This is a genomic window from Kineosporia sp. NBRC 101677, from assembly GCF_030269265.1.
Classification (GTDB): domain Bacteria; phylum Actinomycetota; class Actinomycetes; order Actinomycetales; family Kineosporiaceae; genus Kineosporia; species Kineosporia rhizophila.
This window is the reverse complement of the sequence record NZ_BSTA01000010.1, coordinates 281,836-303,912: the sequence shown is the minus strand read 5'-3', so window position 1 is coordinate 303,912 and position 22,077 is coordinate 281,836. Positions and strand designations below refer to the sequence as shown.

Here is a 22,077-nt window from a genome sequence, read left to right as displayed (position 1 = left end):
AACCGGCTCAAGCAGTTCCGTGGCCTGGCCACCCGTTTCGCCAAGCGAGCGGCCTACCACCGCGCCGAGATCGTCCTCGCCTGCATCGTTCTTCATCTCCGATGAAGATCCGCAGGACACGCCCTAGGCTCGGGCGTATGACAGAGATCGTGGCAGAGTTTCAGGTGACCCGGTGGGACGCAGAGCCCTATGCTGAGCAGGACACTGTGCTGAGTCAGGTGGTGGTCGAGAAGACCTTCACCGGAGCGGTTTCCGGTACGAGTACGGCTCGTGTGCTGACCGCCCAGGCCGAGGGTGGGCAGGGGTACGTGGCCTCCGAGCGGTTCGAGGGCACGATCGACGGCCGCAGCGGAACGCTGGTCTACCAGCACGGCGGGATCATGGACGGCGAGGACGGCACCACGTTCGGGACGATCGTGCCGGGCTCGGGCACGGGGGAGCTGGCCGGTCTGCGCGGCACGATCACCCTCTGGCACGACGCCCAGGGCGCGACCATCACCCTCCGGCTCAGCTAGGAGGCAGCCCCACCACGTACGAGTCGACCTGGCTGATCAGGTCTCCCCGGAACGTGAACACGTCGTTGAAGGCGAAGCGGAACGGGCCCGCCTCGCGCAGAAAGCCGACCCCCGCTCCGAGACAGATGACCGCGTCGGCCGCCTCGATCGTCCGTTCGACCAGCAGTTCGGGGCTCCCGGCGAAGGCCGGGTTCTCTATCTCGGTGTCGAACTCGGCCTTGCCCCTGGTGTTCCGGGTGCCCGGGATGTTCCAGACCACGTCTTCAGTGAGGCAGGCCAGGACGGCCGCGTGGTCGCTGCGGCGGAACCCCTCCAGGTAGCGGTGCACGGTGTCGATGCGCTGGCTCATCTGGTCCCCCATCAGGCGCGGCCGTCTTGACTTCCGGGAGCCTAGCGCAATACTTAAGCGGGTGCTTAACCATTCTGTGGTGCTCGACCGGGCGTTCCAGGCGTTGGCGGATCCCAGCCGGAGGGCCATGGTCGAGCGTCTCGGAAGGGGGCCGGCGTCGGTCAGCGAGCTGGCGAAACCGCTGAAGATGTCGCTGCCCGCGGTGGTGCAGCACCTGGCCGTGCTGGAGGCCGGCGGGCTCGTGCGTAGCCACAAACAGGGCCGCGTGCGCACCTGTGAGCTGGATGTCGAGGTGCTCGACGAGGTGGGGCGATGGATCGCCGAGCGCCGGCGCGGGGCTGAGGAGCGGCTCGACCGGCTGGGTACCTGGCTGACCGAGAATCCCGAGGAATGACGTCTTTTCGAGGAGTGGGGCGATGAGCGAACGTTCTGTGCAGCACGACACCTTTGTGATCGAGAAGATCTATCCGGCCCGGCCGGAGCGGGTCTACTTCGCGTTGTCGGACCAGAAGGCGAAGAAGGCCTGGTTCTCGCACGCCGCGTCGGAGGTGATCGAAGAGGTCTGGGACTTCCGGGTGGGCGGTACCGAGGTCAACGCCGGGCGCACCGGCGACATGGAGCACCGCTTCGTGGCCACCTATCACGACATCGTCGAGAACGAGCGGATCGTGTACAGCTACGAGATGTACGTGAACGGGGTGAAGCTCTCGGTCTCGCAGACCACGATCGAGATCCGCCCCGACGACGCCGGCGCCCGGCTGGTGTTCACCGAGTACGGTGCCTTCCTCGACGGCCACGACAACGTGAAGGATCGCGAGCACGGCACCGGTGAGCTGCTCGAGCTGCTGGGATCCTCCCTGTCCGATTCCTGAGGTTCGGCGCTAGGTTTGCACCTGTGCTGGTGCATCGTGCGTATGTTCAAGAGGCGGATCTGGAGGCTTGGCCGTTCACCGTTCCGGCGGTGACCGATCTGGCCGAGCAGGGGCTGGCCTTCACCAAGCCGATCACGTTCCTGGTGGGGGAGAACGGCTCCGGCAAGTCGACGGTGGCGGAGGCGCTCGCCGAGGCCTTCGGCCTGGATTCGTACGGGGGCAAGGCGGGCACGAAATACGCCAGCACCCGGGAGAAGTCGCAGCTCGGTGAGATGCTGAAACTGAAGACGAGTGTCAACGGCCACCGGATGATGAGCGGGCCGCGCAAGGCCCGCCGCGGTTTCTTCCTGCGGGCCGAGACGGCGATGAACCTGCTGTCGTCACTCAGCGGCGTGCCCGGCTACTGGGAGGGCAGCACCGACGAGATGAGCCACGGGGAGGGCTTTCTCACCGCCTTGGACGCGATGTTCACCGGGCCCGGGTTCTACGTGCTCGACGAGCCCGAGTCCGCGCTGTCGTTCACCTCGTCGCTGCGCCTGGTCGAGTTGTTCACCCGGCTCGGGCGCAGCGGCGCCCAGGTGGTCTGCGCCACCCACTCACCGATCCTCGCCTCCACGCCGGGCGCCACGATCCTCGAGTTCGGCGCCAACGGCATCAGCAACGTGGCCTGGGAAGACCTGCTGATCGTGGACCACTGGCGCCGCTACCTGAACGACCCGCAGACCTATCTCAGGCACCTGCTCGACTGAGACTCACTGGCTCAGGTCGAGCTCGTCGTCCCGCAGGTCGATGTCGGTGCTCTGGGGTCGGTAGGTGCTCATCCACTCGCGCAGCAGTTCCACCCGGGCCCGGTTGGCGTCGTCGCCGAGCACGATCGGCGGGTCGTTGTAGGCCACCGCGTCGGAGGAGCGGCGCAGCTTGATGTAGAGGTTCGAGGCCTCGATCGCGTAGCGCTCCATGTCGTCCTGCAGGGCGCCGATCACCGTGATGTTCCGGTCGCGGCCGATCCGCTCGAACAGCGCGACCGCCTCGCGGCGGTGCTGCTTGCCCAGGTTGCGGCCCAGTTCGTCGAGGATCAACAACAATGGACGATCGTTGCCACCGGCGAGCGCGGCGGCACAGACCAGCTTGACCGCCTTCTCGTCCATCATCGCGGTGTTGGCCCGGAGGTTGTAGCTGGACATCCGCTGGTTCTCGGCCCGGCGCCAGCGCGGCGTGAGGCTCCAGCGCCAGGGCTTGTCCGGCTCGGTGGGCGGCTCGGGCTCCGGGTACTCCAGGCCCGCGCCGTAGCCGCCGTACTCCCGGTCGAGCCGGTCGAACTCGTCGGCGACCAGCTTGAGCTTGGCCCGGATGCCCTGGGCGAGCACCGAACGGTGGGCCCGGGTGGTCTGCTCGGACTCGGCCAGACCGGCCTGGGCGGCCTCCAGGTCGGCCCGCCGCTGGGCCCGCTGCTGGTCGATCATCGCTTGGTCGTGGGCGTCCTGCTGGGCGGTCACGTCCAGGTGGGTGCGCAGGGCCCGGATCAGGTCGGGCACCATCGGCACCCGCTGCTCGACCGGGCTGCGCTGCCACTTCTGCTCGACCAGCAGGGCCCGCAGCTCGGCGGGTAGTTCCTGGGCCGGGGTGTTGTCCGGGAAGCAGCGCCGGATCACGTCTTCCAGCTGGTAGACCACCAGCGCGTTCCATTCGGTGGTGCTGCGCTTCTGGTCGTCCTCACCCAGTTCCAGCAGGTGCTGCTCGGCCGAGCCGGAGGTGGCGCCCCAGGCCACCGCGCGGGCGTCCACGTCCACGGCCTGCAGTTCGGCCTCGAGCTTCTCGGCGATCTCCTCGGCCTGGCGCACCTCGGCCTGGCTGCGGCTCACCTCGCCGCGCAGGGTGTTGATCTTGTCCAGCCGGGTCTGCCGGTCGACCGCGGCCCGGGTGTGCGCGGCCTCCGCGTCCTCCAGCGGGCCGATCAGCTCCTCCAGGTTCTCCTGCAGCTCACCCGCCTGCTCACGGAGCCGCTCGATGTCCACCTCGGCGTCCTCGACCCGCTGGGCGGCCTTGGCCCCCTCCAGCCGGGAGGAGGCGGTGACCAGCTTGGCCCGGGCCCGCTCGAGCGCGGTACCGATCTGCTCGAGCATCTCCTCGGTCTGGGCGAGCTGCTCGCGGGCGGCCCGGACCCGGGCGTCCCGGCCGGTCAGCGGACGCTCGAACCCGGCCACCACGATCACCCCGGCTGCTTCGTCGACGTGCTGGTCGCGTTCACCCGCGCGGCCGGCCAGGGCCTTCAGGAACGAGGCGAGGCCGAACTCGGCGGTGGTGCTGGTGGGCAGGCCGGTGGTGGGCTGCCCGTCGGCCAGCACGATCATCGAGCCGGGCTCCCCGGCCAGCGTCTCGCGGGCTGCATCGGCGTGGTCGGCGGGCACCGCCACCGCGTGCCGATAGGGGGCCAGACGGGGTTCCCACACCGCTCGCTGATCCTCGGCCAGGTCAAGCACGTCGACCACGCTGGCGGCCGGAATCCCGGCCTTCTGCAGCAGTTTCAGCTGCTGGGCGGCAACGTCGTCGCCGGCCTCGGCTGCCTTGACCTGCTTGGCCGCGGCCTCGACCGCGTCTTCGGCCGCGCCCCGACGGGAGATCACGGCTTCCAACGCTTCCTGGGCTGCCGCGACTTCTTCGCGGGCCCGGGTCACATCCCGGCCGTCGGCCGCGCGGGCCGCCTCTTTCAGCTCCCGCAGCTTCGCGCCGAGATCCTCGACCTGGCGCAGGTTCATCCGGGCCTGGGTGTCGGCGTTGCTGCGGCGTTCGCGAAGTTCGTTACGCAGCCGCTCGGTCTGGCGGAAGGTCTCCTGCAGTCCGTCGTCGTTGCCGAGTTCCTCCATCCGGGCCTCGTTCTCGGCCAGGCGCTCGCGAGCCGCAGCCTGCCCGGCGCGCACGTCGCCAAGGTTCCGCCGGAGCTCGCTCAGCCGCTCCAGCCCGTCGACCACGTGCCGGGCGCAGCGCGAGCGCCACGACTCCCGGGCCTGGCCGAGGATCTGACGGGCCACGTCACGACGCTTGATCCCGGCCTCGACGCCCTCCATCTCACGCTGCCAGTTGGCCAGGTCCTGCTCGGCCTCGACCACGTCGACCCGCCGGGCATGCTCGCCCGAGCGCAGCGCCTGCTCCTGCTCCAGTTCGCGGTCGAGCCCGGTCAGGGTGGCCACCGCGTCGAACATGCGCCACGGTGAGAGCTCGTTCAGCGGCTGGGCCAGGAGGTTAGCGGCAGGGGAGGCGCGTACCGAGGTGGAGAGGAACGAGACGCAGCGCACCTGACCGCCGTAGAGCACGCGGGCGAGCCGTCCGGCGTGAAAGTCGTCGCGACCGTTGGAGTTCGGCAGTTGAGCCCAGAGGTTGTGCACTCCCGCAGCGCGTTCGGCGTCGTTCGCGCCGTAGGGAACGTGCAGGCCCTGCTTCCAGCGCAGGCTCAGATAGGGCGACTTGCGGTTGATTCGCAGCCAGACGGTGAGGGCGCCGGCTTCCAGTTCGTCGACGGTCTGGGCCGAAGGATCGGCGAAAACGCCGATGACGTAACCGTGATCGGCGTTCGCCCAGCGAGCCTCCTGAGCTGCCAGCTCGGCTGTGAACAGCAGTTCGGCCGAGCCGGGGGCGCCGCCGGCCAGCCGCCACTGCTCATCGGCGTGCAGCAGGCTCAGGGCGGCGATGAACGAGGACTTGCCTGCGCCGTTGGAGTCTTTCGGACCCTGACCGGCCACCGTGATGAGCCCGCCGTTGGTCAGGGGGACCGGGTGCGCGGAGAGCCGGGAGATGTCGACCATCTGGACGCCGACCAGCACGCGCGGCCCGACGATGTCGTTCGGGTCGTTGCGGTCGATGGCGATCATCGGCGGGGTGGTCACGAGTTCTCCTGTGGTGCAATGTTTTCAGAAGTTTCAGAAACAATGGACGGGGGCGTCGCCTCGAGCGGTTCGGCCCCTTGGTCGGTGGCCGGGTCGGTGACCTGGGCAGCGGACAGCTCGGCGGCCTGGCTGCTGGTCGGCTGGGTTGCCCGGTTAGTGGTCGGCGCGGCGGTTCCGTCTTCGGAGGGGCGTGCCCGCCGCGCCCGGATCGCGGCGGCCAGCGGGGTGTCGGCCCCGGCGGCCAGGATCAGCTCTTCCTGAAGCAGACGCCGGGCCGCCGGGGTGAGCCGGGCCAGCTGGGGGCCGGGCAGGTATGAGGCCCCGGCGCTCGAGCTGCTCCCAGACTTGGCGGAGTTCGGACGCCGGTCGGGAGCCAGCTGCACCAGGCCGGACGCGCGCAGCCGGGCCAGCCCGGCGCGCACCGCCGTGCGGGGCAGCTTGGAGTAGCGGTTCAGCTCCTCGACGGATGTGGGCTGGTTGGAGATCCAGGTGTCCAGGTCGACCAGGCCCTGGCTGCGGGGGATGGCCACCGAGTGGATCAGGATCAGCACGAACACCGCGCGGTCGACCAGGGGAAGCGACTCCAGCACCTCGGCGCTGAGCTCGCGGGCGACGTCGTCGCGGTAGCCGGACGTCCACAGGTGCGGCCCGGCCTTGACCAGCGTGCGGCCCAGCGGGTGCAGCAGTTGCTGGAGCGAGCGGCGCAGGGTGGCGTCGCGCAGGGCCAGCAGCTGGGACTCGTGCAGGGGCTGCCAGCTGTGCTCGAGCGCGGCGTAGGCGGCCAGCACCTCGTCCCGGTGCCGCTCGGACAGGTCCGCCACCGCCGCCGTGAAGGCGGGGTGCATCTCGGTCACGCGGTCGGCTCCTCGGGTTCGGACTGCTGGGTCTGGGCGCTGCCGGGCTCGGTGGCTTCGGGACCGGCAGCTTCGGGTGCTGCGGTTGCGGGCTGCTCCGCCTCGAGCTCGGGTGCGTCCTCGTCCGGCTCCGTCGGGGCCGGGAGGGTGCGCCAGAGTTCGCGCAGCACCGTCAGGTCGGCGTTCTCCCAGGTTCCGCAGCGGGGTCCCAGCCGGACCACACGCTGCTGCTCGTTCCAGATCACCCAGGCTCCGCTGTGCAGGCGCCGGATCGCGCCGGTGGCGGCGCGGTGCACCACCTGTTCGTCGCGGTCCCCGAAGGTGCGGTAGACCGACATCACGGTCTCCCAGTCGGCCTCGCGGCCCGGCCAGATCGCCGAGTCCGGGTCGGCCCAGCAGCAGCGCACCACGGCCGCGAGCATCCGTGCGGTGTCGTTCGGCTGCTCGACGGTGGGTCCGTTGAGGCCCAGCTCGTCGAGAACCCAGGGGCCGGCGGTGCCGGGGTGGGCGGGCAGGAGCCAGACCTCGGTGGCGTCGGGTTCGAGGAGGCGGAGGAATCCGTCGGGGGCGGGGGTGCCGGTCTGGTGGCGGGAGGGGCCGAGGGCGCGGGCGCGGGCCCACCAGAGGGCGGTCTCGGCGCTGTTCATGCGGGCATCTCCGGCTCCGGGGAGGTGGCCGAGTTCTGGCGGGCGGCGGAGGTCTGGCCGTCAGCCTGAGCTTGGTTGCCTACCTCGGCAGAACGGCCGGCGGGCACGGCGGAGCGGGCGAAGATCCCGCCCGAGACCCAGGCCACCGGGCCCTCCGGGTCCACGCGGAAGCCGTCGGCCCACGTCAGCTCGGCGTCGACCTCGGGGGAGTGGTGGGCGGCGACGAGCATCGACAGGATGCGCCTCCCCTCCATCCAGTCGTCCGCGTCTTCGAGCAACTCACTTACCCCGACCCGTCCGTGCTTGGACAGCACCCGCTCACTGAACTCGAGCAGATCGCTGTCCCCGGCGAGCTGCCGGTCGGTGGGGGCCTCGGTGTCGCCGGTGGGGCGGGGCGGGGGCATGCGGACGGGCCCTGAGGTCTGGGCGTTGTCCACCGCCTGGGCCATCGCCTGGGGGGAGAACCAGGGGGCGACGGCGTCGAAGACCTGGCCTTGCAACACCCCGGCGAGGGTCTGCGCATCGGACGTGCGGGCGAAGCTGCGCCAGGTCTCGACCGGCAGCAGACCCAGGGCGCGGGTGGATCCGGCCTGCTCGATCAGGCGGGCGGCGGCGGACTCGCTGGCGTCGGCGTACGCCGCGAGGGCAGTGCGCAGCTGGGCGCACTCGCGGTCGAGTTCGGGCCAGCGGCCCAGGGCCTGGGCGTGCACGTCTTCGGCCTGGCGGATCAGGGCGCGGTTGCCCCACAGCAGCTCGGCGTGCTCGCGCAGTTCCTCGACCGGGCTCGTGGTGGTCAGGCTGGAGAGCTGATTGGCCATCAGGCGGAACACCCGCGAAAGGCGGTTCACCGAACCCCGGCCGTCTTCCACCCCGGCGTTGGGCGAGCGGATGCTGAGCCCTTCCAGAGCCAGCAGCTGGTGCAGTTCACCCTGCCCACCGGCGGCGGCCAGGCGGCGCAGGAACAGCAGCATGACGTAGGGCGCGAAGGCCGCGCGGTGGAAGCGCTCGCCCGGGTGGTCGACGACCCGGGTGATCGCCCCGTAGCCGCGCAGCACCTCGAACCGTCGCGTGACTGCCGCCGGGTCGTACCGGCGGCAGGCGGCGACGGCGGCCTCCAGCGTCAGCCCCTCGGTGCCCGCGTCGGCGAACGCCGCCAGCACCGCCTCGTCGATGTCCAGCAGGTCGACGTCGGTGATCATCGCGCCGTGCTCACGGGCGAGGACGGCGAACACCTGGCGGTAGATCCGCAGCACCCCGGCCTCGGGGGCCAGGTCTTCCAGGGAGAGGGTGGTGGAGCCGTCGGTCACCCGGCGACCTTAGAGGATCGGACCGTCGGGCACCGGAGGGTCGCGTTCCGGGGCCCGACGGTCAGATCGGCCTTCAACGGCCGCCGGCCGGCGTCAGTGCTGGTTGTGGCGGCGCTTGCGACGCCAGCCGGTGCGGGGGAACCCGCAGTCGGCGGCGGAGTGCACCTGCAGGAAGCGGGCGCCGTCGGTGTGCACGAGGCATTCGACGGCGGGGTCGGGGACCACGAGCCCGCACGCCGCCTTGGCGCAGGGGCAGCTTGCTTCCCGGAACGGGAACATCCCGGGCAACGACAGGCCTACGTGCCAGACCTGATCCGTGGGGAGGACCCCCGGAGGCATCGCGCCGTGGTCGGAGTCGTGACCGGCGGCCGGTGTGGCCACCGGCACGCCTGGGGGCGGGGCGGACTGCTGCTTGGACTTGGCGCGACGTCGAGCCGGATAGGGCATGGCCAGAGACATGAATGAACCCTTCGCGCTACTGCAGAGGGGACCGTCGCCCGCTTGCATCGCAGCGGGTGGAGGAAGCGTTACAGCTCGCTTGACTCAGATTTTGGTTCCAATTACGACAGGGGCGACAAAAGAGGGTGGGCATTTCACCCTCCGTCCCGAGATGGTGACCCACCGTACGGATAGGGTGCCGCTGCGTATGCAGGACGGCCCATCGGCCCGCTGGAGGGTTAAGAAACGCACGGTGAGCAGTCGCGGAGGGTGCAGCGGTGGTTCAGCGGTCCAGATCGCCGAAGCCGGACTTCCAGGCGGTGAGGGCGATGTCCAGGTAGTTGATCAGGTCGGCGTCGCGGCGGGCGACCCACTGGTCGAACGCGGCCCGGCACACCCCGAGGGCGCTGAAGCCGATGGCCTGGGGGATCAGGTCGCGGGGCTGCTGGCCCAGCCGGCGGGCGGCGAACTCGGCCAGGGCGCCGGCCCAGTTGTCGTAGTGCGAGGCGGACGAGGCCTGCAGGGCGGGGATGCCGGTGATCACCTGCATGCGGGTGCGCAGGCCGGCCACGTCGTCGACGCCGTAGTGGTTGGCGGTGAGCACGGCCCGGCGGATCGCCTCGGTCAGCGGAACGTCGGGCGGGGTCTCGGCGAGCAGACGGTGCAGGGTGGCCACCTCGGCGTCGAACTCCGACCAGAGCACGTCGGCCTTGGTGTCGAAGTAGCGGAAGAAGGTGCGCCGGCTGACTCCGGCCCGTTCGGCGATCTGCTCGACCGTGGTGGCGTCGAAGCCCTGCTCGGCGAACAGCTGCAGGGCGATCCGTTCCAGGGTGGCGCGGCTGGTGGCGCGGGGGCGCCCGCTGCGGGTCTCACTGGCGGGCCCGGTGGCCATCGGCCGCTCTCCTTCTCGGGTGGTGCCAGGTGCGGCACTGACGCATCCGGTCTGCAGTGTCATTCAATCACCGGTGTGTTCTCCTGCGGGTGGTCGTCACTCTTGACGTTTACGACACGCAGTGTCATAAACTCCCGTCACCAGCTCATCACCGTCGAAGAGAGGTCGTTCCGATGAACAGCACGAGCGCGCCGCAGGACCAGGTCGTCGAGTCCCAGGAGGCCGTCGGCGTCGAGGACCTGCTGGTCGAAGAGGTCTCGATCGACGGGATGTGCGGCGTCTACTGATCGCCGGCCGGCTGAGGACCAGGCGATGACCACCCCGACCAGCCTGACCCACCCGGCCCACCCGGACCGGATGTCGGTGCCGCCCCCGGCACCGGCCCCCGGGCTGGAGACGGACCTGCTGGACCAGGCCTGGGAGCTGCATCCCAGCGTCTCGGTGCGGCCGGAGCCCTTCGGTGCCCTGATGTACCACTTCGGGAATCGGCGTCTGTCGTTCCTGAAGACCCGTCAACTACTGGACATCGTCAACGGCCTGGCCACCGCCCCGGACGCGCGCTCGGCGTGTCTGGCGGCGGGGGCCCACCCGACGCACCTGCCTGCTCTGGGCCGGGCGCTGGCCTCTCTCGCGGCGGGCGACCTGATCCGTCCCCGCAGCACGACGTCCGGACAGGAGCCTGCATGACGGCCGTACTCGAACCGGCGAACCTCACCCCCGCCGCGCCGATCCCTTCTCCCGGCCGGCTGGTCGACAAGTTCGCCCTCGGGCTGGACGCGCCGATCTGCCTGACCTGGGAACTCACCTACGCCTGCAATCTCGCCTGCGTGCACTGCCTGTCCTCGTCGGGCCGGCGCGACCCGCGGGAGCTGACCACCGCCGAGGCCGAGGCGGTGATCGACGAGCTGGAGCGGATGCAGGTCTTCTACGTCAACATCGGCGGCGGCGAGCCGACCGTGCGGCCGGACTTCTGGCACCTGGTCGACTACGCCACCGAGCACCACGTGGGCGTGAAGTTCTCCACCAACGGCGTGCGGATCACCCCCGAGGTGGCCCAGCGCCTGGCCGGCTCCGACTACGTGGACGTCCAGATCTCCCTGGACGGCGCGACCGCCGAGGTCAACGACTATGTCCGGGGCGCGGGCAGTTACGACACGGCGATGCGGGCCATGCAGAACATGGCCGACGCCGGGTTCACCGGGTTCAAGCTGTCCGTGGTGGTCACCCGCCAGAACGTGGGCCAGCTGGACGAGTTCAAGGCGATCGCCGACCGCTACGGGGCGCAGCTGCGGCTGACCCGGCTGCGGCCTTCGGGCCGGGGCGCGGACGTCTGGGACGAGCTGCACCTGCTCGCCCCCCAGCAGAAGCAGCTGTACGACTGGCTGGTGGCCAACGGTGACCAGGTCCTCACCGGTGACTCCTTCTTCCACCTGGCCGCTTTCGGTGGTGCGCTGCCCGGGCTGAACCTGTGCGGGGCCGGCCGGGTGGTCTGCCTGATCGACCCGGTGGGCGACGTGTACGCCTGCCCGTTCGCGATCCACGACGAGTTCCTCGCCGGGAACGTGCGCGACGAGGGCGGTTTCAAGCAGGTCTGGCAGAAGTCGGAGCTGTTCCAGGAGCTTCGGCAGCCGCAGAGCGGCGGGGCGTGCTCGTCCTGCCAGTTCTTCGACTCCTGCCGGGGCGGCTGCATGGCGGCCAAGTTCTTCACCGGTCTGCCGCTGGACGGGCCCGACCCGGAGTGCGTGCGCGGTTTCGGTGAGGCGGCCCTGGACGCGGTGCAGGGCGAGATCCCGAAGCCGAGCCTCGACCACTCGCACAAGAACCCCCTGCGCAGTCAGAAGAACAAGCCGGTCGCCCTGGCGTTGGGGATGCGCCCGGTTGCCGGGGTGGTCTCGGCGCCGCCGGCCCGTGGGTGCGACGAGAACCCGCTCGCCGGCTTCGATCCCAGCGCGGCGGTCGCCCGGCCGCCGTCGAGAGGGTGTGACGAGAGCCCGCTCAGCGGCTTCGGCCCGGCCGGTCTGGAGACCGGGGCCCGGCCCGCCTGAGGTAAGTCACCAGCAGCGCGCGATTCCTTTCCGAACCGGAGGGGAATCGCGCGCTGCCGTTTTGCCGGAGCCCAAAAAGCTTGTGCGACAACGAGTATCACTGTGGTGAATGAGATCGAGGTCACAGGCCTTTCGTCGCCAGAGGGGGTCCGTCCGACAGGTGACGGGTCTACTAATGGTGCCCAGGGGATGCAGCAGCCATTCACTGACAATGTTGTTGGAGAGGTGCTCACTCATGGCAGGACGTGTCGAAGGCAAAGTAGCTCTGATCACCGGGGCGGCCCGCGGCCAGGGCCGCAGCCACGCGCTCCGGCTGGCTGCCGAGGGCGCGGACATCATCGCGGTCGACCTCTGCGGTCCGGTCCCCGATCTGGCCTATCCGGCCGCCACTCCCGAAGACCTGGCCGAGACCGTGCGCCAGGTCGAGGCCCTGGACCGGCGCATCGTCTCCGCGGTGGTCGACACCCGCGACGCGGCGGCGCTCACCCAGGCCGTCGACGACGGGGTGGCCCAGCTCGGCAAGCTCGACGTCGTCGTCGGTAACGCCGGCATCTGCCACGTCGCCGCATGGGACCAGGTGACCCCCCAGATCTGGCAGGACACGCTGGACATCAACATCACCGGCACCTGGAACACCGTGCGGGCCGGGGCACCTCACCTGATCGCGGCCGGCGGCGGTTCGATCGTGCTGACCAGCTCGGCGGCCGGACTGGTCGGTCTGCCGTTCCTGGCGCCCTACGTGGCCAGCAAGCACGCCGTCACCGGCCTGGCCCGGGCGCTGGCCGCCGAGCTGGCGATGCACCACATCAGGTGGGGGCACCTCCCGGCCCCCTAGGGCTGGGGGAGAACAGCCTGCACCCGACCGGGGTGGAGACCCCGATGGGCGCGATGGGCGGCGCCTTCGGCCCCTTGCTGGAGAAGAACCCGCGGGTCGGGGTGATGATGGGCAACATGCTGCCGGTCGACGTGACCCAGCCCGAGGACCAGTCCAACGCGGTGCTCTTCCTGGCCTCCGACGAGTCCCGCTACGTCACCGCGCTGGCGATGACCGTGGACGCCGGGACCACCCAGCTCTGAATTCCGACCACGACCCGGCCACCCACCGTCGTGCGGGTGGCCGGGAGGCGGGACAATCGTCCATTGTTCGCCCCCGACAGTGAGGACCGCAGCACGTGACCCAGATCCCCGACGTGGCCCGCACCCGCGACCGGGTGGCCAAGCATCTGGTCGGCCGCGAGCACGAACTCGAGCTGGTGCTGTCGGCGGTGGCCGCAGGACGGGACATCGTGCTGGAGGGCCCGCCCGGCACCGGGAAGACCACGCTGCTGCGGGCGATCGCCGACGAGTGGGGCATCCCGCTGTTCTACGTCGAGGGCAACGCCGATCTCACCCCGGCCAAGCTGGTGGGGCACCACAACCCGGCGCGGGTGCTGAAAGAAGACTATTCGCAGGGCAATTTCGTGCCCGGGCCGCTGCTGGAAGCCATGCAGCAGGGCGGGTTCCTGTATCTCGAGGAGTTCAACCGCGCTCCCGACGACACCCTGAACACGCTGCTGGCGGCCCTGGCCGAGCGGCGCGTCACCGTGCCGCGGGCCGGGCAGGTGGTGGCGCAGCCCACCTTCCGGCTGATCGCCTCGATGAACCCCTACGACAATGTCGGCACCACCCGGCTCTCCAGCTCGATCACCGACCGGCTGTGCCGCCTGGCGGTGGACTACCAGGACGAGGCGGCCGAGATCGGCATCGTCGACCTGCGCACCGGCCAGGGGGCGGAACTCGGGGCGTTGCTGGTGGCCGACTCGGTGTGGGTGAACCGGGCCACCCGTCGGCATCCGGATCTGCGGCAGGGCAGCAGTGTGCGCGGCGCGATCGACGTGGTGCTGGTGGCCAACCAGCTGGCCGCCCTGCGCGGGGTGTCCGAGGCGGCGGACTCGACCACCCGGCTCGATCCCGAGAGCGCCTATCCGCGGCTGGTTCTCGATGCCATGACGGTGGCGCTCTCCGGCCGGATCCATCTGGACGAGGCCGCCGAGACCACCCCCGAGCGGGTGCTGCGCCAGATCTGGGAAGACCGGTTCATCCTCACCCCGGCGGCGGCCCAGCCGGGTTGAAGAGCAGTCGACGCGGACTCGCCGGTCGAGAGACCCGACCGGCCGGGCCGACGTCCTCTGCGCCGTAAACCCAAACAACTCCGCGCTGAGCCCATGGTTTTCAGCATCGCCGGCAACGGTGACGGGCTGGTGCTGCAGTCGCTGGGGCGGGGAACCAAGGCTGCGGCCAAGGCCGGTCGGGCGAAAGGCTCGAGCGGGCCGGGCGATACCGACGACGCGGGGGAACTCGTCCCGCTGGAGCCGCAGGAGCAGGACGAGGAGCAGGACGCGGTCAAGGAGCGGGCCCGGCAGATCGCGGCGCGGCTCTCGCTGCACCGGCCGGCCCGGGGCCGGGGCCGCAGACGGGGCAGCGGCGAGCTGGTGAGCGTGCGCTACCGGGAGGGCGCCGACGAGATCGATCTGGACCGCACCCTCGAAGTCCTAGCGGAGAAGCCGTTTCCGGAGGACGAGGACATCGTCGTTCGCGAGCGGGTGCGCCGCCGGCGCTCGGTCGAGCTGGTGGTGGACGTTTCCGGCTCGATGCGCGGCGAACGCATCCGCACCGCCGCCGCCACTGTGGGCGCGCTGGCCGGAGAACTGGGCAACGACGACGTGGGAGTCATCGCGTTCTGGTCGGACTGCTCGATCGTGCTGCCGATGGGGCAACCCTTCGTGGCTCAGAAGCTGCTCGACGACCTGCTCCGGCTGCCGGCCCGGGGCCTGACCAACGTCGGGTTCCCTCTGCAGCTGGCGGCGGCCGAGCTTGCCAAACGCCCCAACCCGGAGGCCCGGGTGCTGCTGCTGTCGGACTGCGTGCACAACGCCGGGCCCGATCCCCGGGGGCCGGCCGCGCTCCTGCCCCGGCTCGACGTGCTGCTCGACGCGGCCGGTGAGAAGGACGAGGAACTGGGCCGTGAGTTGGCTCTTCTGGGGCGTGGCCGGATGTTCCCGGTGCGCGGCCACCGCCAGGTAGCACCTGCGCTGGCCCAGATCTTCCGAGCTTGACGAAGACCTGACGAAGACCTGACGAAGACCTGGCGAACAGTGGCCCGGAGGTGCCGCGTAGGGTTCGCCGGGTGGCTCACCTTGGCTATCTGGACCTCGCCGCGATGACCAGCCCGGAGATCGCCGAGCACGCGGCGGGCGACGGCATCATCGCGATCCCGATCGGCTCGACCGAGCAGCACGGCCCGCACCTGCCGCTGGGCACCGACCGCGACGTGGCGGTGGCGGTCGCGGTCGGGCTGGCCGAGCGGATGGGGCAGGTGGCGGTGGCGCCGGCGGTCGGGTACGGGTCGAGCGGCGAGCACGCCGGGTTCCCGGGCACGCTGTCGATCGGCCAGGAGGCCCTCGAGCTGATGCTGCTGGAGCTGGGGCGCTCGGCGGGCGAGACCTACCGGCGGCAGATCTTCGTCAATGCCCACGGCGGCAACGCGGTGCCCGCGGTGAAGGCCGTGCGGCAGTTGCGGGCCGAGTCCAGAGACGTGCTGCTGTGGATGGCGATGTGGGACGGGGACGCCCACGCCGGGCGCACCGAGACCTCGCTGCAGCTGGCCCTGCAGCCCCACCTGGTCGACCTGGAGCGGGCCGAGGCGGGAGACACCACGCCGGTGCGGGAACTGATCGGGCGGTTACGTGCCGGGGGAGTGAAGTCGGTGAGCCCCAACGGCGTGCTCGGCGACCCGGCCGGAGCCAGTGCCGAAGAGGGCGAAAGGGTGCTCCAGCGGCTGATCGACGGATTGCACACGCAGGTACTGGCCTGGGATCCGCCGTACGGGAAGCTGGGCCTCTAGAGTTTCCCCCGTGACCAGCGTGGGGAAGAGCGGCCGGAGCAGTACCGGGCTGCCCGTGGGCATGTCGGTCGAGCTGGATCCGGAAGTCGTGGTCAAACCGGACGGAACCGTGTTCGGAGGTTCTCCGGCCCGCCTGTTCCGCCTCAATCCGGCCGGGCAGGAGGCGTTCTCGCAGCTGCGTTCCGGCGTCGTCGGCACCGCGGCGGCCGCGGCCCTGGCCCGCAGGTTCTCCGACGCCGGTCTGGTGCACCCGCAGCGTCAGGGGCTGCCCGCCGAGAACGAGGGGCGGCCGGCCCGGCGCGAAACGGTCACCGTGGTCGTGCCGGTGCGCGATCGAGCGGCCGAGCTCGAGCGCTGCCTGGCCGGGCTGGGCGCGGGCGAGCAGGAGGCGGTGGCCGAGGTGATCGTGGTGGACGACGCCTCGCACGATCCGGCCGCGGTGGCGGCGGTGGCTCAGCGGCACGGTGCGCGGGTGATCGTCCGTACGGTCAACGGAGGCCCGGGCCCGGCCCGCAACGAGGCTCTGAAGCAGGTGGGCACGCCGCTGGTGGCCTTCCTCGACAGCGACTGCCTGCCGTCCGAGGGCTGGATCGACGATCTGGTCGGGCATTTCGACGATCCGCTGCTTGCTGCCGTGGCGCCCCGCGTGGTCGCCGGAGGGCGTGCGGCGCGAACCTTCGCAGAGCGTTTCACCCAGGCCCGGCCGGTGCTCGACCTCGGTGGCCTGCCGGCCCGGGTCGCACCGCTGAGCCGCGTGTCCTATCTGCCCACCGCCGCGCTGATCCTGCGTCGAGAGGCGCTTGAAGACGTTTCTGGGCACCGTGGTTTCGACGAGGACCTGCGCTTCGGGGAAGATGTGGATCTGGTCTGGAGGCTGCTGGAGGCCGGCTGGCGGGTGCGGTACGACCCGTCGGTGGAGATCGGTCACGAAGACCCGTCGGCCTGGAAAGATCTGCTGCGCAGGCGTTTCGCCTACGGTACGTCGGCCGCGGCGCTCGAGCAGCGGCATCCGGGCAAGGTGGCACCGCTGGTCGCGGTGGCGGCCCCGGTCTCGACGGTGGCCGCGTTGCTGGCCCGCCGGCCGGTTCTGGCCGCCGTCACTTTCGCTGCTGGGTACGCAGATTCGTGGATGGCACTGAAAAAGGCGGGCACCGACCCGGACGACCTGCTACGCCCACTGGCCGTCGGCGTCCGTGAGACGTTCTTCGGAATCGGCCGCTGGACGTCCCAGTTCGCGCTCCCGGTAGCCGTGGCCGTGGCCGCAGTTCCCGGAAACAGACGCCGGGGACGGCTCCTGGCCGCAGCCGCGCTGGTCGTCGCGCCACCCGTCCGTGAATGGTTGCGCGACAAGCCGGACATCGACCCGGTGCGCTGGACGGCCGCGGTGCTGATGGACGATGCGGCCTACGGGGCCGGGGTCTGGGCGGGAAGCTTCCGCAGACGCCACTTCCGGGCCGTGCGGCCCTCGTGGAAGTGGCGCCTGCTCGGATCGGTGACCCGCAGCCGTTAGCTCAGCTGAGCGACTCGGCCCGCTCGCGGGCCTGCTTGGCGTCGTGGTGCCGGTCGAGCTGCTCGTACACGTCGCCGAGGGCGTGCAGCACCTGGCCCAGCACGTCGGGGTGCTCGGTCAGGATCTCGGCGGCCCGTTCCATCAGCGGCCGGGCCTGTTCCGGCTGCTCGCGGTTGAAGTGGATGCCGGCGGCCAGCATCAGCGCACGCCCGGCGGGCACCGCCTCGTCGATCGCGGCGAACTCACCGGCCGCCTGCTGGGCCAGCTTCAGCGCCTCGTCCTCGTGATCGGTGACCAGCGCCCGGGCCAGGGAGTCGAGCAGGTCGGCGTGCTCGAACGCGGCGGCCGGGTGCTCGTCGGCGGCGGCCCGGGCGGCCCGGTCGATCGCCTCGCGCAGCACCTCGGCGGCCCGCTCGTCGTCGTCGGCCACACTGAGCGCCCGGCCGTGCATGTGCATGGCCCGGATCACCCACATCGGGTCCTCGTCCTCGAGGTGCCGGGCCGACTCGACCGCCCCGGCCAGCACCGTGATGCCGTCCTCGTCGCCGGTCTCGGTCATCAGGTCGCCCAGCGCCAGCGCGGCGCGGGTGGCCACCAGCCAGTCCTGCGCCTTGGAGGCCAGGGCCACGGCGTCGCGGTAGGCGTCCAGGGCGTCCTGCAGCTCCTGCATGGCCACCGAGCCCTGGCCGATCCGGCGCAGGGTCTCGGCCCGCTCGGAGTCGGGGGCACCGGTGGCGGTCTGCCGGCGCAGCACCTCGCGCGCCTCTTCCACGCCCTCCTCGGCCCGGCCCAGGGCCTGCAGCAGCGAGCCCAGCTCGAGCCGGGCGACGAGCTCCTGGGGCAGTTCGGCCAGCGCCGCCTCGCGGATCGCGATCCGCCAGCGCTCGATGGCCAGGTCGGCCTTGCCCGCGTCCTGGGCCAGGTGGGCGGCCAGAGAAGCGGTGGTGGAGGCCCATTCGCGCGCGCCCAGGCGCAGACCGATGGCCAGGCTGGCGTCCGCCGCGGCCAGACCGGCGTCGTACTGGTCGTCGGCGCCCAGCAACTGGGCCTTGGTGCGCAGCAGCGCGGCCCGCCGGCCCCGCCCGCGGCCCTTCTCCAGTTCCGGGTCGGCCAGCGCGGTCTCGGTCATCGCGAGCGCGGCGCCCAGGCCGTCCTGGGCGGCGACCGAGAAGATGCCCACCAGCACCTCGTCGCTCTCGGCGGCGGCCTCGAGCCGGGCCCGGAGCCCGGCGATCGTGGCGATCTGGGCGGCGGTCAGCGGCTCACCGCCGGGGGCCTCACCGAGCGCGTCGGCAGCGGCCAGGATCTGCTGGGCCTGGCCGCGCTCGTCCATCGCCAGCAGGTCGTCGGCCATGGTGAGGCGGCCGTCCAGGTCGTCGGGCACCACGGCGGCGGTCGCGTCGGTGCGGTCGGTGCCCACCCGGGTGGCCCCGATCGGCAGCTCGTAGGAGACCTCGGCCAGGGCCTCGTCCTCGGCCAGCCGGGAGGCGTACCACTGGTTGCCGTTGCGCCGGTCGAACTGGGCGGCCAGGTCGGTGGCGGCGGCGTGGGCGGCCTTGCGCAACTCGCTCACCGTCCACGGCCCGGTGTGCTCGCCGAACACCTTCTGCAGCTTCGGGTCCGAGGCCGCGCTGACGGTCTGGCCGCCGGCCCCGGCCCGCTCGGCCGCCCCCAGCAGCACGGCGGCGCTGGACAGGGCCTCGAAGTGGGCCTCGGCGTTCAGGCCGTCGTGCACCAGCCAGCCCAGGTGCCGCTCGAGGATGTCCAGACCCCGGGCGGCGTTGCCGGTGACCGCGCAGAACCGCAGGTGCTGGGCGATCATCGGCAGGTGGTCGGCGTTCCCGCGGGCCATCCGGTAGCCGCGCAGGTGCAGCTGCCGCGCTCCGTAGACGCCCTCCACCCGGCCCGCCCGCAGCAGCGGCAGCAGCGCCTGGGCGATCGTGTTCTCCGGTTCGTCCCCGCAGGTCATGCCCTGCTGGAAGATCTCGTCGGCGAGGGCCAGCCCGTCCGCGTCCTTGCCGATCGCGTAGTGGTACTGCGCCTCCTCGGCCCGCACGCAGGTCTCGCAGTGGCTGTAGTTGTCGCGCGGGGTGCGCTTCAGCTCGCCCAGCCACCGGCCGGCCTCTTCCAGCCGGCCCTGCCCGACGGCGGCCTGGAAGCGGGCCTGCAGCACGCCGGAGACGCCCACGCCCTCCTTCACGTACTGCTCCTGCATCGCCTCGATCGCCGCCTCGACGTCGGCGAGGGAGAACAGCGGGCTGCCCATCAGCGAGCTGACCACGTGCTTGTGGTACCAGAGCAGGTCGAAACCGCCCACCTGGAGCGGGAAACGCTGGGGGTCGGCGGCGTTGCGGCCGACGCACCAGGCGAACGCGGAGAGCTGGGCGTCGGTGTCGCCGAGCATGCTGGCCGAGGGCAGCAGCCGCAGCCGCGCCGCGTAGGCCAGCTGGTCCAGGCCGTTCTCGTCGGCCAGGGCCACCGCCTCGTCGATCAGGGCCCGTTCACCGGGTCCGAAGGGCATGGCGTCGATCTCGCCGAAGAGCTGCTCGATCCGGGCCTCGGCGCTCTGCATGAGGGCGGTACTCCTAGGTGGTCTCGGGGGGTGTGGTCGGCTTCTGATCAGCCTTGGTCAGCCCAGGAGGCCGGCGGTGGTGCGCAGCCGGTCGGCGCGGGTGCGGGACAGGTGCGCCTCACCGGTGCGCCCGAGCCTCTCCTGCAGCTCGGCCAGCGAGTCGAGGCACTTCACCAGCACCTCGGGACGCTCGGCGGCGAGCTGGGCGGCCCGCTCCATCAGGGTCAGGGCCTGGCCGGGCTGGTCGTGCTCGAGCATCGAGGCCGCGCGCAGCAGGGCGCGCCCGGCCTCGGACCGCGCGGAGGCGGCGGCGAACCCGTCGGCGGCGCGCCGGGCCAGCTCCACCGCCTCGTCGCGACGGGTGGGGTCGGCGCTGACCGCCCGGGAGATCGAGTCGAGCACGTCGGCGTGCTCGTAACGGATCGCCGGGATCTCCTGGGCGTCGTCGGCCAGGTGCAGGGCCTCGCGCAGCACGCGCTCGGCCAGCTCGTCCTGGTGCATCGCGCCGAGCGAGCGGCCGAGCAGGTGCAGCGCGCCGATCTGCACCTGCGGATTGCTGGTCAGGTTGCGGGCCGAGACCACGGTGCCGGCCAGCACGGTCAGGCCCTGCGGGTCGTCGCGGGAGAGCAGCAGCTCGCCCAGGGCCAGGCCGTAGCGGGTGCTGGCGGCGTGGTCGCCGGACCGGGAGGCCAGGGCGATCGCGTCGCGGTAGTTGGCGCGGGCCGCGGTGAACCGCCCCTGGGCGGCCTCGGCCTGCCCGAGCTGGTGGTGCCCGACGGCCAGCTCGGACGGCGGGGCCCCGGCCACCCGCAGCTGGCGCAGCGCCTCCTCGATCTCGAGACCGGCCTCCTCGGCGCGGCCCCCGCGGAACAGCGCCGCGCCCAGTTCCAGACGGAACGACGGCTCGGCGGCCAGTTCGGCGGTGGCGGCCTCGTCCACCGCCACCCGGCAGAACTCGATCGCCGCCTCGTCCTCGCCCATGGTCATCGCGGCCAGCGCCCCGAACCGGGCGATGCTGATGGTGAGCTCGCGGTTGCCCAGGCCGAGGGCCAGCCGCAGCCCCTCGCGGGCGGCCGACAGCGCCCGGGCCGGTTCCTTGTCGGCCAGGTTCTCGGCCTCGGCCCGCAGCCGGCGGGCCTCGGCGTGCAGCTGCTCGGCCGGCACCGGCAGCACCGGAGGAGGCGACGGGCGGGTGTCCAGGGGCACGTCGTAGCGGGTGTTGAGCAGTTCCTCGTCCTGTGCGAGCCGTCGGCTCTCGAAGTCGTTGCCGTTGCGCTGGTCGAACCGCTCGGCCAGGGCGGCGGCCCGGGCCCGCAGGGCGACCAGCAGCTCGCGGATCGTCCAGGGCGCGGAGGCGATCACCGGCTGGTCGCCCGCCCCGGCCTGCTCGACCGCGGTCAGCAGCACCACCGCGGCCGAGAGCAGGTCGAGGTGGGCCAGCTGGTTGAGCCGGTCGTGCTCGAGCAGCCGCAGGTGCTGGACCAGGATCTCCAGACCGCGGGCCTCGTTGCCGGTGACCGCGCAGAAGCGCAGGTGCTGGGCGATCGCCCGGAGCCGGTCGGGGCTGGAGCGGATCAGCCGGTAGCCGCGCAGGTGCAGCCGCCGGGCCTCACCCGGGCGGCCGGCCCGCAGCAGCGGCAGCAGGGCGTGCGCCATCGCGTTGGCCGGCTCGTCGCCGCAGCTCAGGTCGTTGGCCAGGATCTCCGCGGTGAGGGCGAGCCCGGCCTGGTCGTGCCCGGCCAGGTAGTGGAACTCCGCCTCCTCGGCCCGCGAGCAGGTGAAGCAGTGGCTGTACTCGTCGCGCGGGGTGCGCTTGAGGGCGGCCAGCATCCCGGCCGCCCGCTCGGGCCGGCCCAGGCCGAGGGTGGCCTGGAACCGGGCCTGCCAGACGGCCGACATCCCGGCCCCGGCCCGCAGGTACTGCTCCTGCATCGCCTCTAGGGCCGACTCCACGTCGTCGAGCGTGAACAGCGGGCTGGCGGTCAGGGCGGCCACCACGTGCTTGTGGTACCAGAGCAGGTCGTGGTCGCCGACCTGGAGCGGGAAGCGCTCCGGGTCGGCGGCGTTGCGGCCCACGCACCAGGCGAAGGCGGACAGCTGGGCGTCGGTGTCACCGATGCGGGCGGCCGAGGCCAGCAGCCGGAGCCGGGCCGCGTAGCCCCACTCCGGCAGGTCGTGCTGGTCGGCCAGGGCCACGCACTCGTCGAGAAGCGCCCGTCCGGCTACGCCGAACGGGGCTGCGTCGACCCGCGCGAGCAGGTCGGCGAGGCGCTTCTCGACGGCATCCATGCCATCTCCCGGGGGTTGGTCCA

At 71.7% G+C, this 22,077-nt stretch carries 20 protein-coding genes and 1 pseudogene; 12 read left to right on the top strand and 9 right to left on the bottom strand.

The window, feature by feature from the left end; all coding sequences use genetic code 11:
* Positions 1-137 precede the first annotated feature (137 nt).
* On the top strand, positions 138-515 hold the full coding sequence (locus QSK18_RS27305) for a DUF3224 domain-containing protein (protein WP_232813920.1): 378 nt from the start codon (positions 138-140) through the stop codon (positions 513-515).
* Here the strand turns inward: QSK18_RS27305 and QSK18_RS27300 are convergent.
* A complete protein-coding gene (locus tag QSK18_RS27300) occupies positions 508-864 on the bottom strand; it encodes a nuclear transport factor 2 family protein (RefSeq protein ID WP_232813919.1) in 357 nt (118 codons plus the stop codon). The two genes, QSK18_RS27305 and QSK18_RS27300, sit on opposite strands and share 8 nt — an antisense overlap.
* A 61-nt stretch (positions 865-925) precedes the next feature.
* Between QSK18_RS27300 and QSK18_RS27295 the strand changes: the two genes are divergently transcribed.
* From QSK18_RS27295 to QSK18_RS27285, 3 genes are read left to right on the top strand one after another with little or no spacing between them, the layout of a single operon-like run.
* Positions 926-1,258 carry an ArsR/SmtB family transcription factor gene (locus QSK18_RS27295; RefSeq protein WP_232813918.1) on the top strand — a complete coding sequence of 111 codons (333 nt, stop codon included), beginning with the start codon at positions 926-928 and terminating at the stop codon, positions 1,256-1,258.
* A 22-nt stretch (positions 1,259-1,280) separates the two neighbouring features.
* The gene (locus QSK18_RS27290; RefSeq protein WP_232813917.1) at positions 1,281-1,736 is read left to right on the top strand and encodes an SRPBCC family protein; all 456 of its coding nucleotides are present in this window, start codon (positions 1,281-1,283) and stop codon (positions 1,734-1,736) included.
* A gap of 23 nt (positions 1,737-1,759) precedes the next feature.
* Positions 1,760-2,485 (top strand): AAA family ATPase, encoded by a 726-nt coding sequence (locus QSK18_RS27285; RefSeq protein WP_352396653.1) that lies wholly within the window; start codon positions 1,760-1,762, stop codon positions 2,483-2,485.
* A 3-nt stretch (positions 2,486-2,488) separates the two neighbouring features.
* Here the strand turns inward: QSK18_RS27285 and QSK18_RS27280 are convergent, their stop codons facing one another.
* From QSK18_RS27280 to mftR, 6 genes are all read right to left on the bottom strand, one after another.
* On the bottom strand, positions 2,489-5,617 hold the full coding sequence (locus tag QSK18_RS27280; protein WP_232813915.1) for a coiled-coil domain-containing protein: 3,129 nt from the start codon (positions 5,615-5,617) through the stop codon (positions 2,489-2,491).
* Positions 5,614-6,471 carry a hypothetical protein gene (locus QSK18_RS27275; protein ID WP_232813914.1) on the bottom strand — a complete coding sequence of 286 codons (858 nt, stop codon included), beginning with the start codon at positions 6,469-6,471 and terminating at the stop codon, positions 5,614-5,616. Before QSK18_RS27275 ends, QSK18_RS27280 begins: the two co-directional genes overlap by 4 nt.
* Positions 6,468-7,118 carry a hypothetical protein gene (locus tag QSK18_RS27270; protein ID WP_232813996.1) on the bottom strand — a complete coding sequence of 217 codons (651 nt, stop codon included), beginning with the start codon at positions 7,116-7,118 and terminating at the stop codon, positions 6,468-6,470. Before QSK18_RS27270 ends, QSK18_RS27275 begins: the two co-directional genes overlap by 4 nt.
* Entirely contained in the window at positions 7,115-8,425 is a 1,311-nt protein-coding gene (locus QSK18_RS27265; protein WP_232813995.1) for a hypothetical protein, read from the bottom strand. Before QSK18_RS27265 ends, QSK18_RS27270 begins: the two co-directional genes overlap by 4 nt.
* 93 nt (positions 8,426-8,518) lie before the next feature.
* Positions 8,519-8,884, bottom strand: coding sequence for a hypothetical protein (locus QSK18_RS27260; RefSeq protein WP_232813913.1), 366 nt, complete (start codon positions 8,882-8,884; stop codon positions 8,519-8,521).
* Positions 8,885-9,146: 262 nt separating this feature from the next.
* The gene (gene mftR / locus QSK18_RS27255; protein WP_285624893.1) at positions 9,147-9,755 is read right to left on the bottom strand and encodes a mycofactocin system transcriptional regulator MftR; all 609 of its coding nucleotides are present in this window, start codon (positions 9,753-9,755) and stop codon (positions 9,147-9,149) included.
* 173 nt (positions 9,756-9,928) lie between these two features.
* Here mftR and mftA point away from each other — a divergent pair, with 173 nt between their 5' ends.
* The 8 genes and pseudogenes from mftA (at position 9,929) to mftF (ending at position 17,193) form a co-directional block, all read left to right on the top strand.
* Positions 9,929-10,042 carry a mycofactocin precursor MftA gene (gene mftA / locus QSK18_RS27250; protein WP_232813911.1) on the top strand — a complete coding sequence of 38 codons (114 nt, stop codon included), beginning with the start codon at positions 9,929-9,931 and terminating at the stop codon, positions 10,040-10,042.
* A 25-nt stretch (positions 10,043-10,067) separates the two neighbouring features.
* Positions 10,068-10,442 (top strand): mycofactocin biosynthesis chaperone MftB, encoded by a 375-nt coding sequence (gene mftB, locus QSK18_RS27245; protein ID WP_285624890.1) that lies wholly within the window; start codon positions 10,068-10,070, stop codon positions 10,440-10,442.
* Positions 10,439-11,800 carry a mycofactocin radical SAM maturase gene (gene mftC / locus QSK18_RS27240; RefSeq protein ID WP_232813909.1) on the top strand — a complete coding sequence of 454 codons (1,362 nt, stop codon included), beginning with the start codon at positions 10,439-10,441 and terminating at the stop codon, positions 11,798-11,800. The genes mftB and mftC overlap by 4 nt, the downstream gene beginning before the upstream one ends.
* Before the next feature lie 235 nt (positions 11,801-12,035).
* A pseudogene (locus QSK18_RS27235) lies at positions 12,036-12,877 on the top strand (mycofactocin-coupled SDR family oxidoreductase).
* A gap of 95 nt (positions 12,878-12,972) precedes the next feature.
* Positions 12,973-13,911 (top strand): AAA family ATPase, encoded by a 939-nt coding sequence (locus QSK18_RS27225; RefSeq protein WP_285624871.1) that lies wholly within the window; start codon positions 12,973-12,975, stop codon positions 13,909-13,911.
* 93 nt (positions 13,912-14,004) lie between these two features.
* On the top strand, positions 14,005-14,895 hold the full coding sequence (locus QSK18_RS27220) for a VWA domain-containing protein (protein WP_285624870.1): 891 nt from the start codon (positions 14,005-14,007) through the stop codon (positions 14,893-14,895).
* 71 nt (positions 14,896-14,966) lie between these two features.
* Complete coding sequence (gene mftE, locus QSK18_RS27215; RefSeq protein WP_232813906.1) at positions 14,967-15,683, top strand: mycofactocin biosynthesis peptidyl-dipeptidase MftE; 717 nt, start codon at positions 14,967-14,969, stop codon at positions 15,681-15,683.
* Between the two features lie 10 nt (positions 15,684-15,693).
* Positions 15,694-17,193, top strand: a complete 1,500-nt coding sequence (mftF, locus tag QSK18_RS27210; RefSeq protein WP_285624865.1) for a mycofactocin biosynthesis glycosyltransferase MftF — start codon at positions 15,694-15,696, stop codon at positions 17,191-17,193.
* Between the two features lies 1 nt (position 17,194).
* Here mftF and QSK18_RS27205 read toward each other — a convergent pair whose 3' ends face one another.
* A complete protein-coding gene (locus QSK18_RS27205) occupies positions 17,195-19,765 on the bottom strand; it encodes a tetratricopeptide repeat protein (RefSeq protein ID WP_285624863.1) in 2,571 nt (856 codons plus the stop codon).
* A 57-nt stretch (positions 19,766-19,822) separates the two neighbouring features.
* A complete protein-coding gene (locus QSK18_RS27200) occupies positions 19,823-22,054 on the bottom strand; it encodes a hypothetical protein (RefSeq protein ID WP_285624861.1) in 2,232 nt (743 codons plus the stop codon).
* Positions 22,055-22,077 lie beyond the last annotated feature (23 nt).

Coding starts and splice junctions, on each gene's coding strand:
- QSK18_RS27305 (WP_232813920.1), top strand. CDS start 138: ATGACAGAGATCGTGGCAGAGTTTCAGGTGACCCGGTGGGACGCAGAG.
- QSK18_RS27300 (WP_232813919.1), bottom strand. CDS start 864: ATGAGCCAGCGCATCGACACCGTGCACCGCTACCTGGAGGGGTTCCGC.
- QSK18_RS27290 (WP_232813917.1), top strand. CDS start 1,281: ATGAGCGAACGTTCTGTGCAGCACGACACCTTTGTGATCGAGAAGATC.
- QSK18_RS27270 (WP_232813996.1), bottom strand. CDS start 7,118: ATGAACAGCGCCGAGACCGCCCTCTGGTGGGCCCGCGCCCGCGCCCTC.
- QSK18_RS27260 (WP_232813913.1), bottom strand. CDS start 8,884: ATGTCTCTGGCCATGCCCTATCCGGCTCGACGTCGCGCCAAGTCCAAG.
- mftR (WP_285624893.1), bottom strand. CDS start 9,755: ATGGCCACCGGGCCCGCCAGTGAGACCCGCAGCGGGCGCCCCCGCGCC.
- mftA (WP_232813911.1), top strand. CDS start 9,929: ATGAACAGCACGAGCGCGCCGCAGGACCAGGTCGTCGAGTCCCAGGAG.
- mftB (WP_285624890.1), top strand. CDS start 10,068: ATGACCACCCCGACCAGCCTGACCCACCCGGCCCACCCGGACCGGATG.
- mftC (WP_232813909.1), top strand. CDS start 10,439: ATGACGGCCGTACTCGAACCGGCGAACCTCACCCCCGCCGCGCCGATC.
- QSK18_RS27220 (WP_285624870.1), top strand. CDS start 14,005: ATGGTTTTCAGCATCGCCGGCAACGGTGACGGGCTGGTGCTGCAGTCG.
- QSK18_RS27205 (WP_285624863.1), bottom strand. CDS start 19,765: ATGCAGAGCGCCGAGGCCCGGATCGAGCAGCTCTTCGGCGAGATCGAC.
- QSK18_RS27200 (WP_285624861.1), bottom strand. CDS start 22,054: ATGGATGCCGTCGAGAAGCGCCTCGCCGACCTGCTCGCGCGGGTCGAC.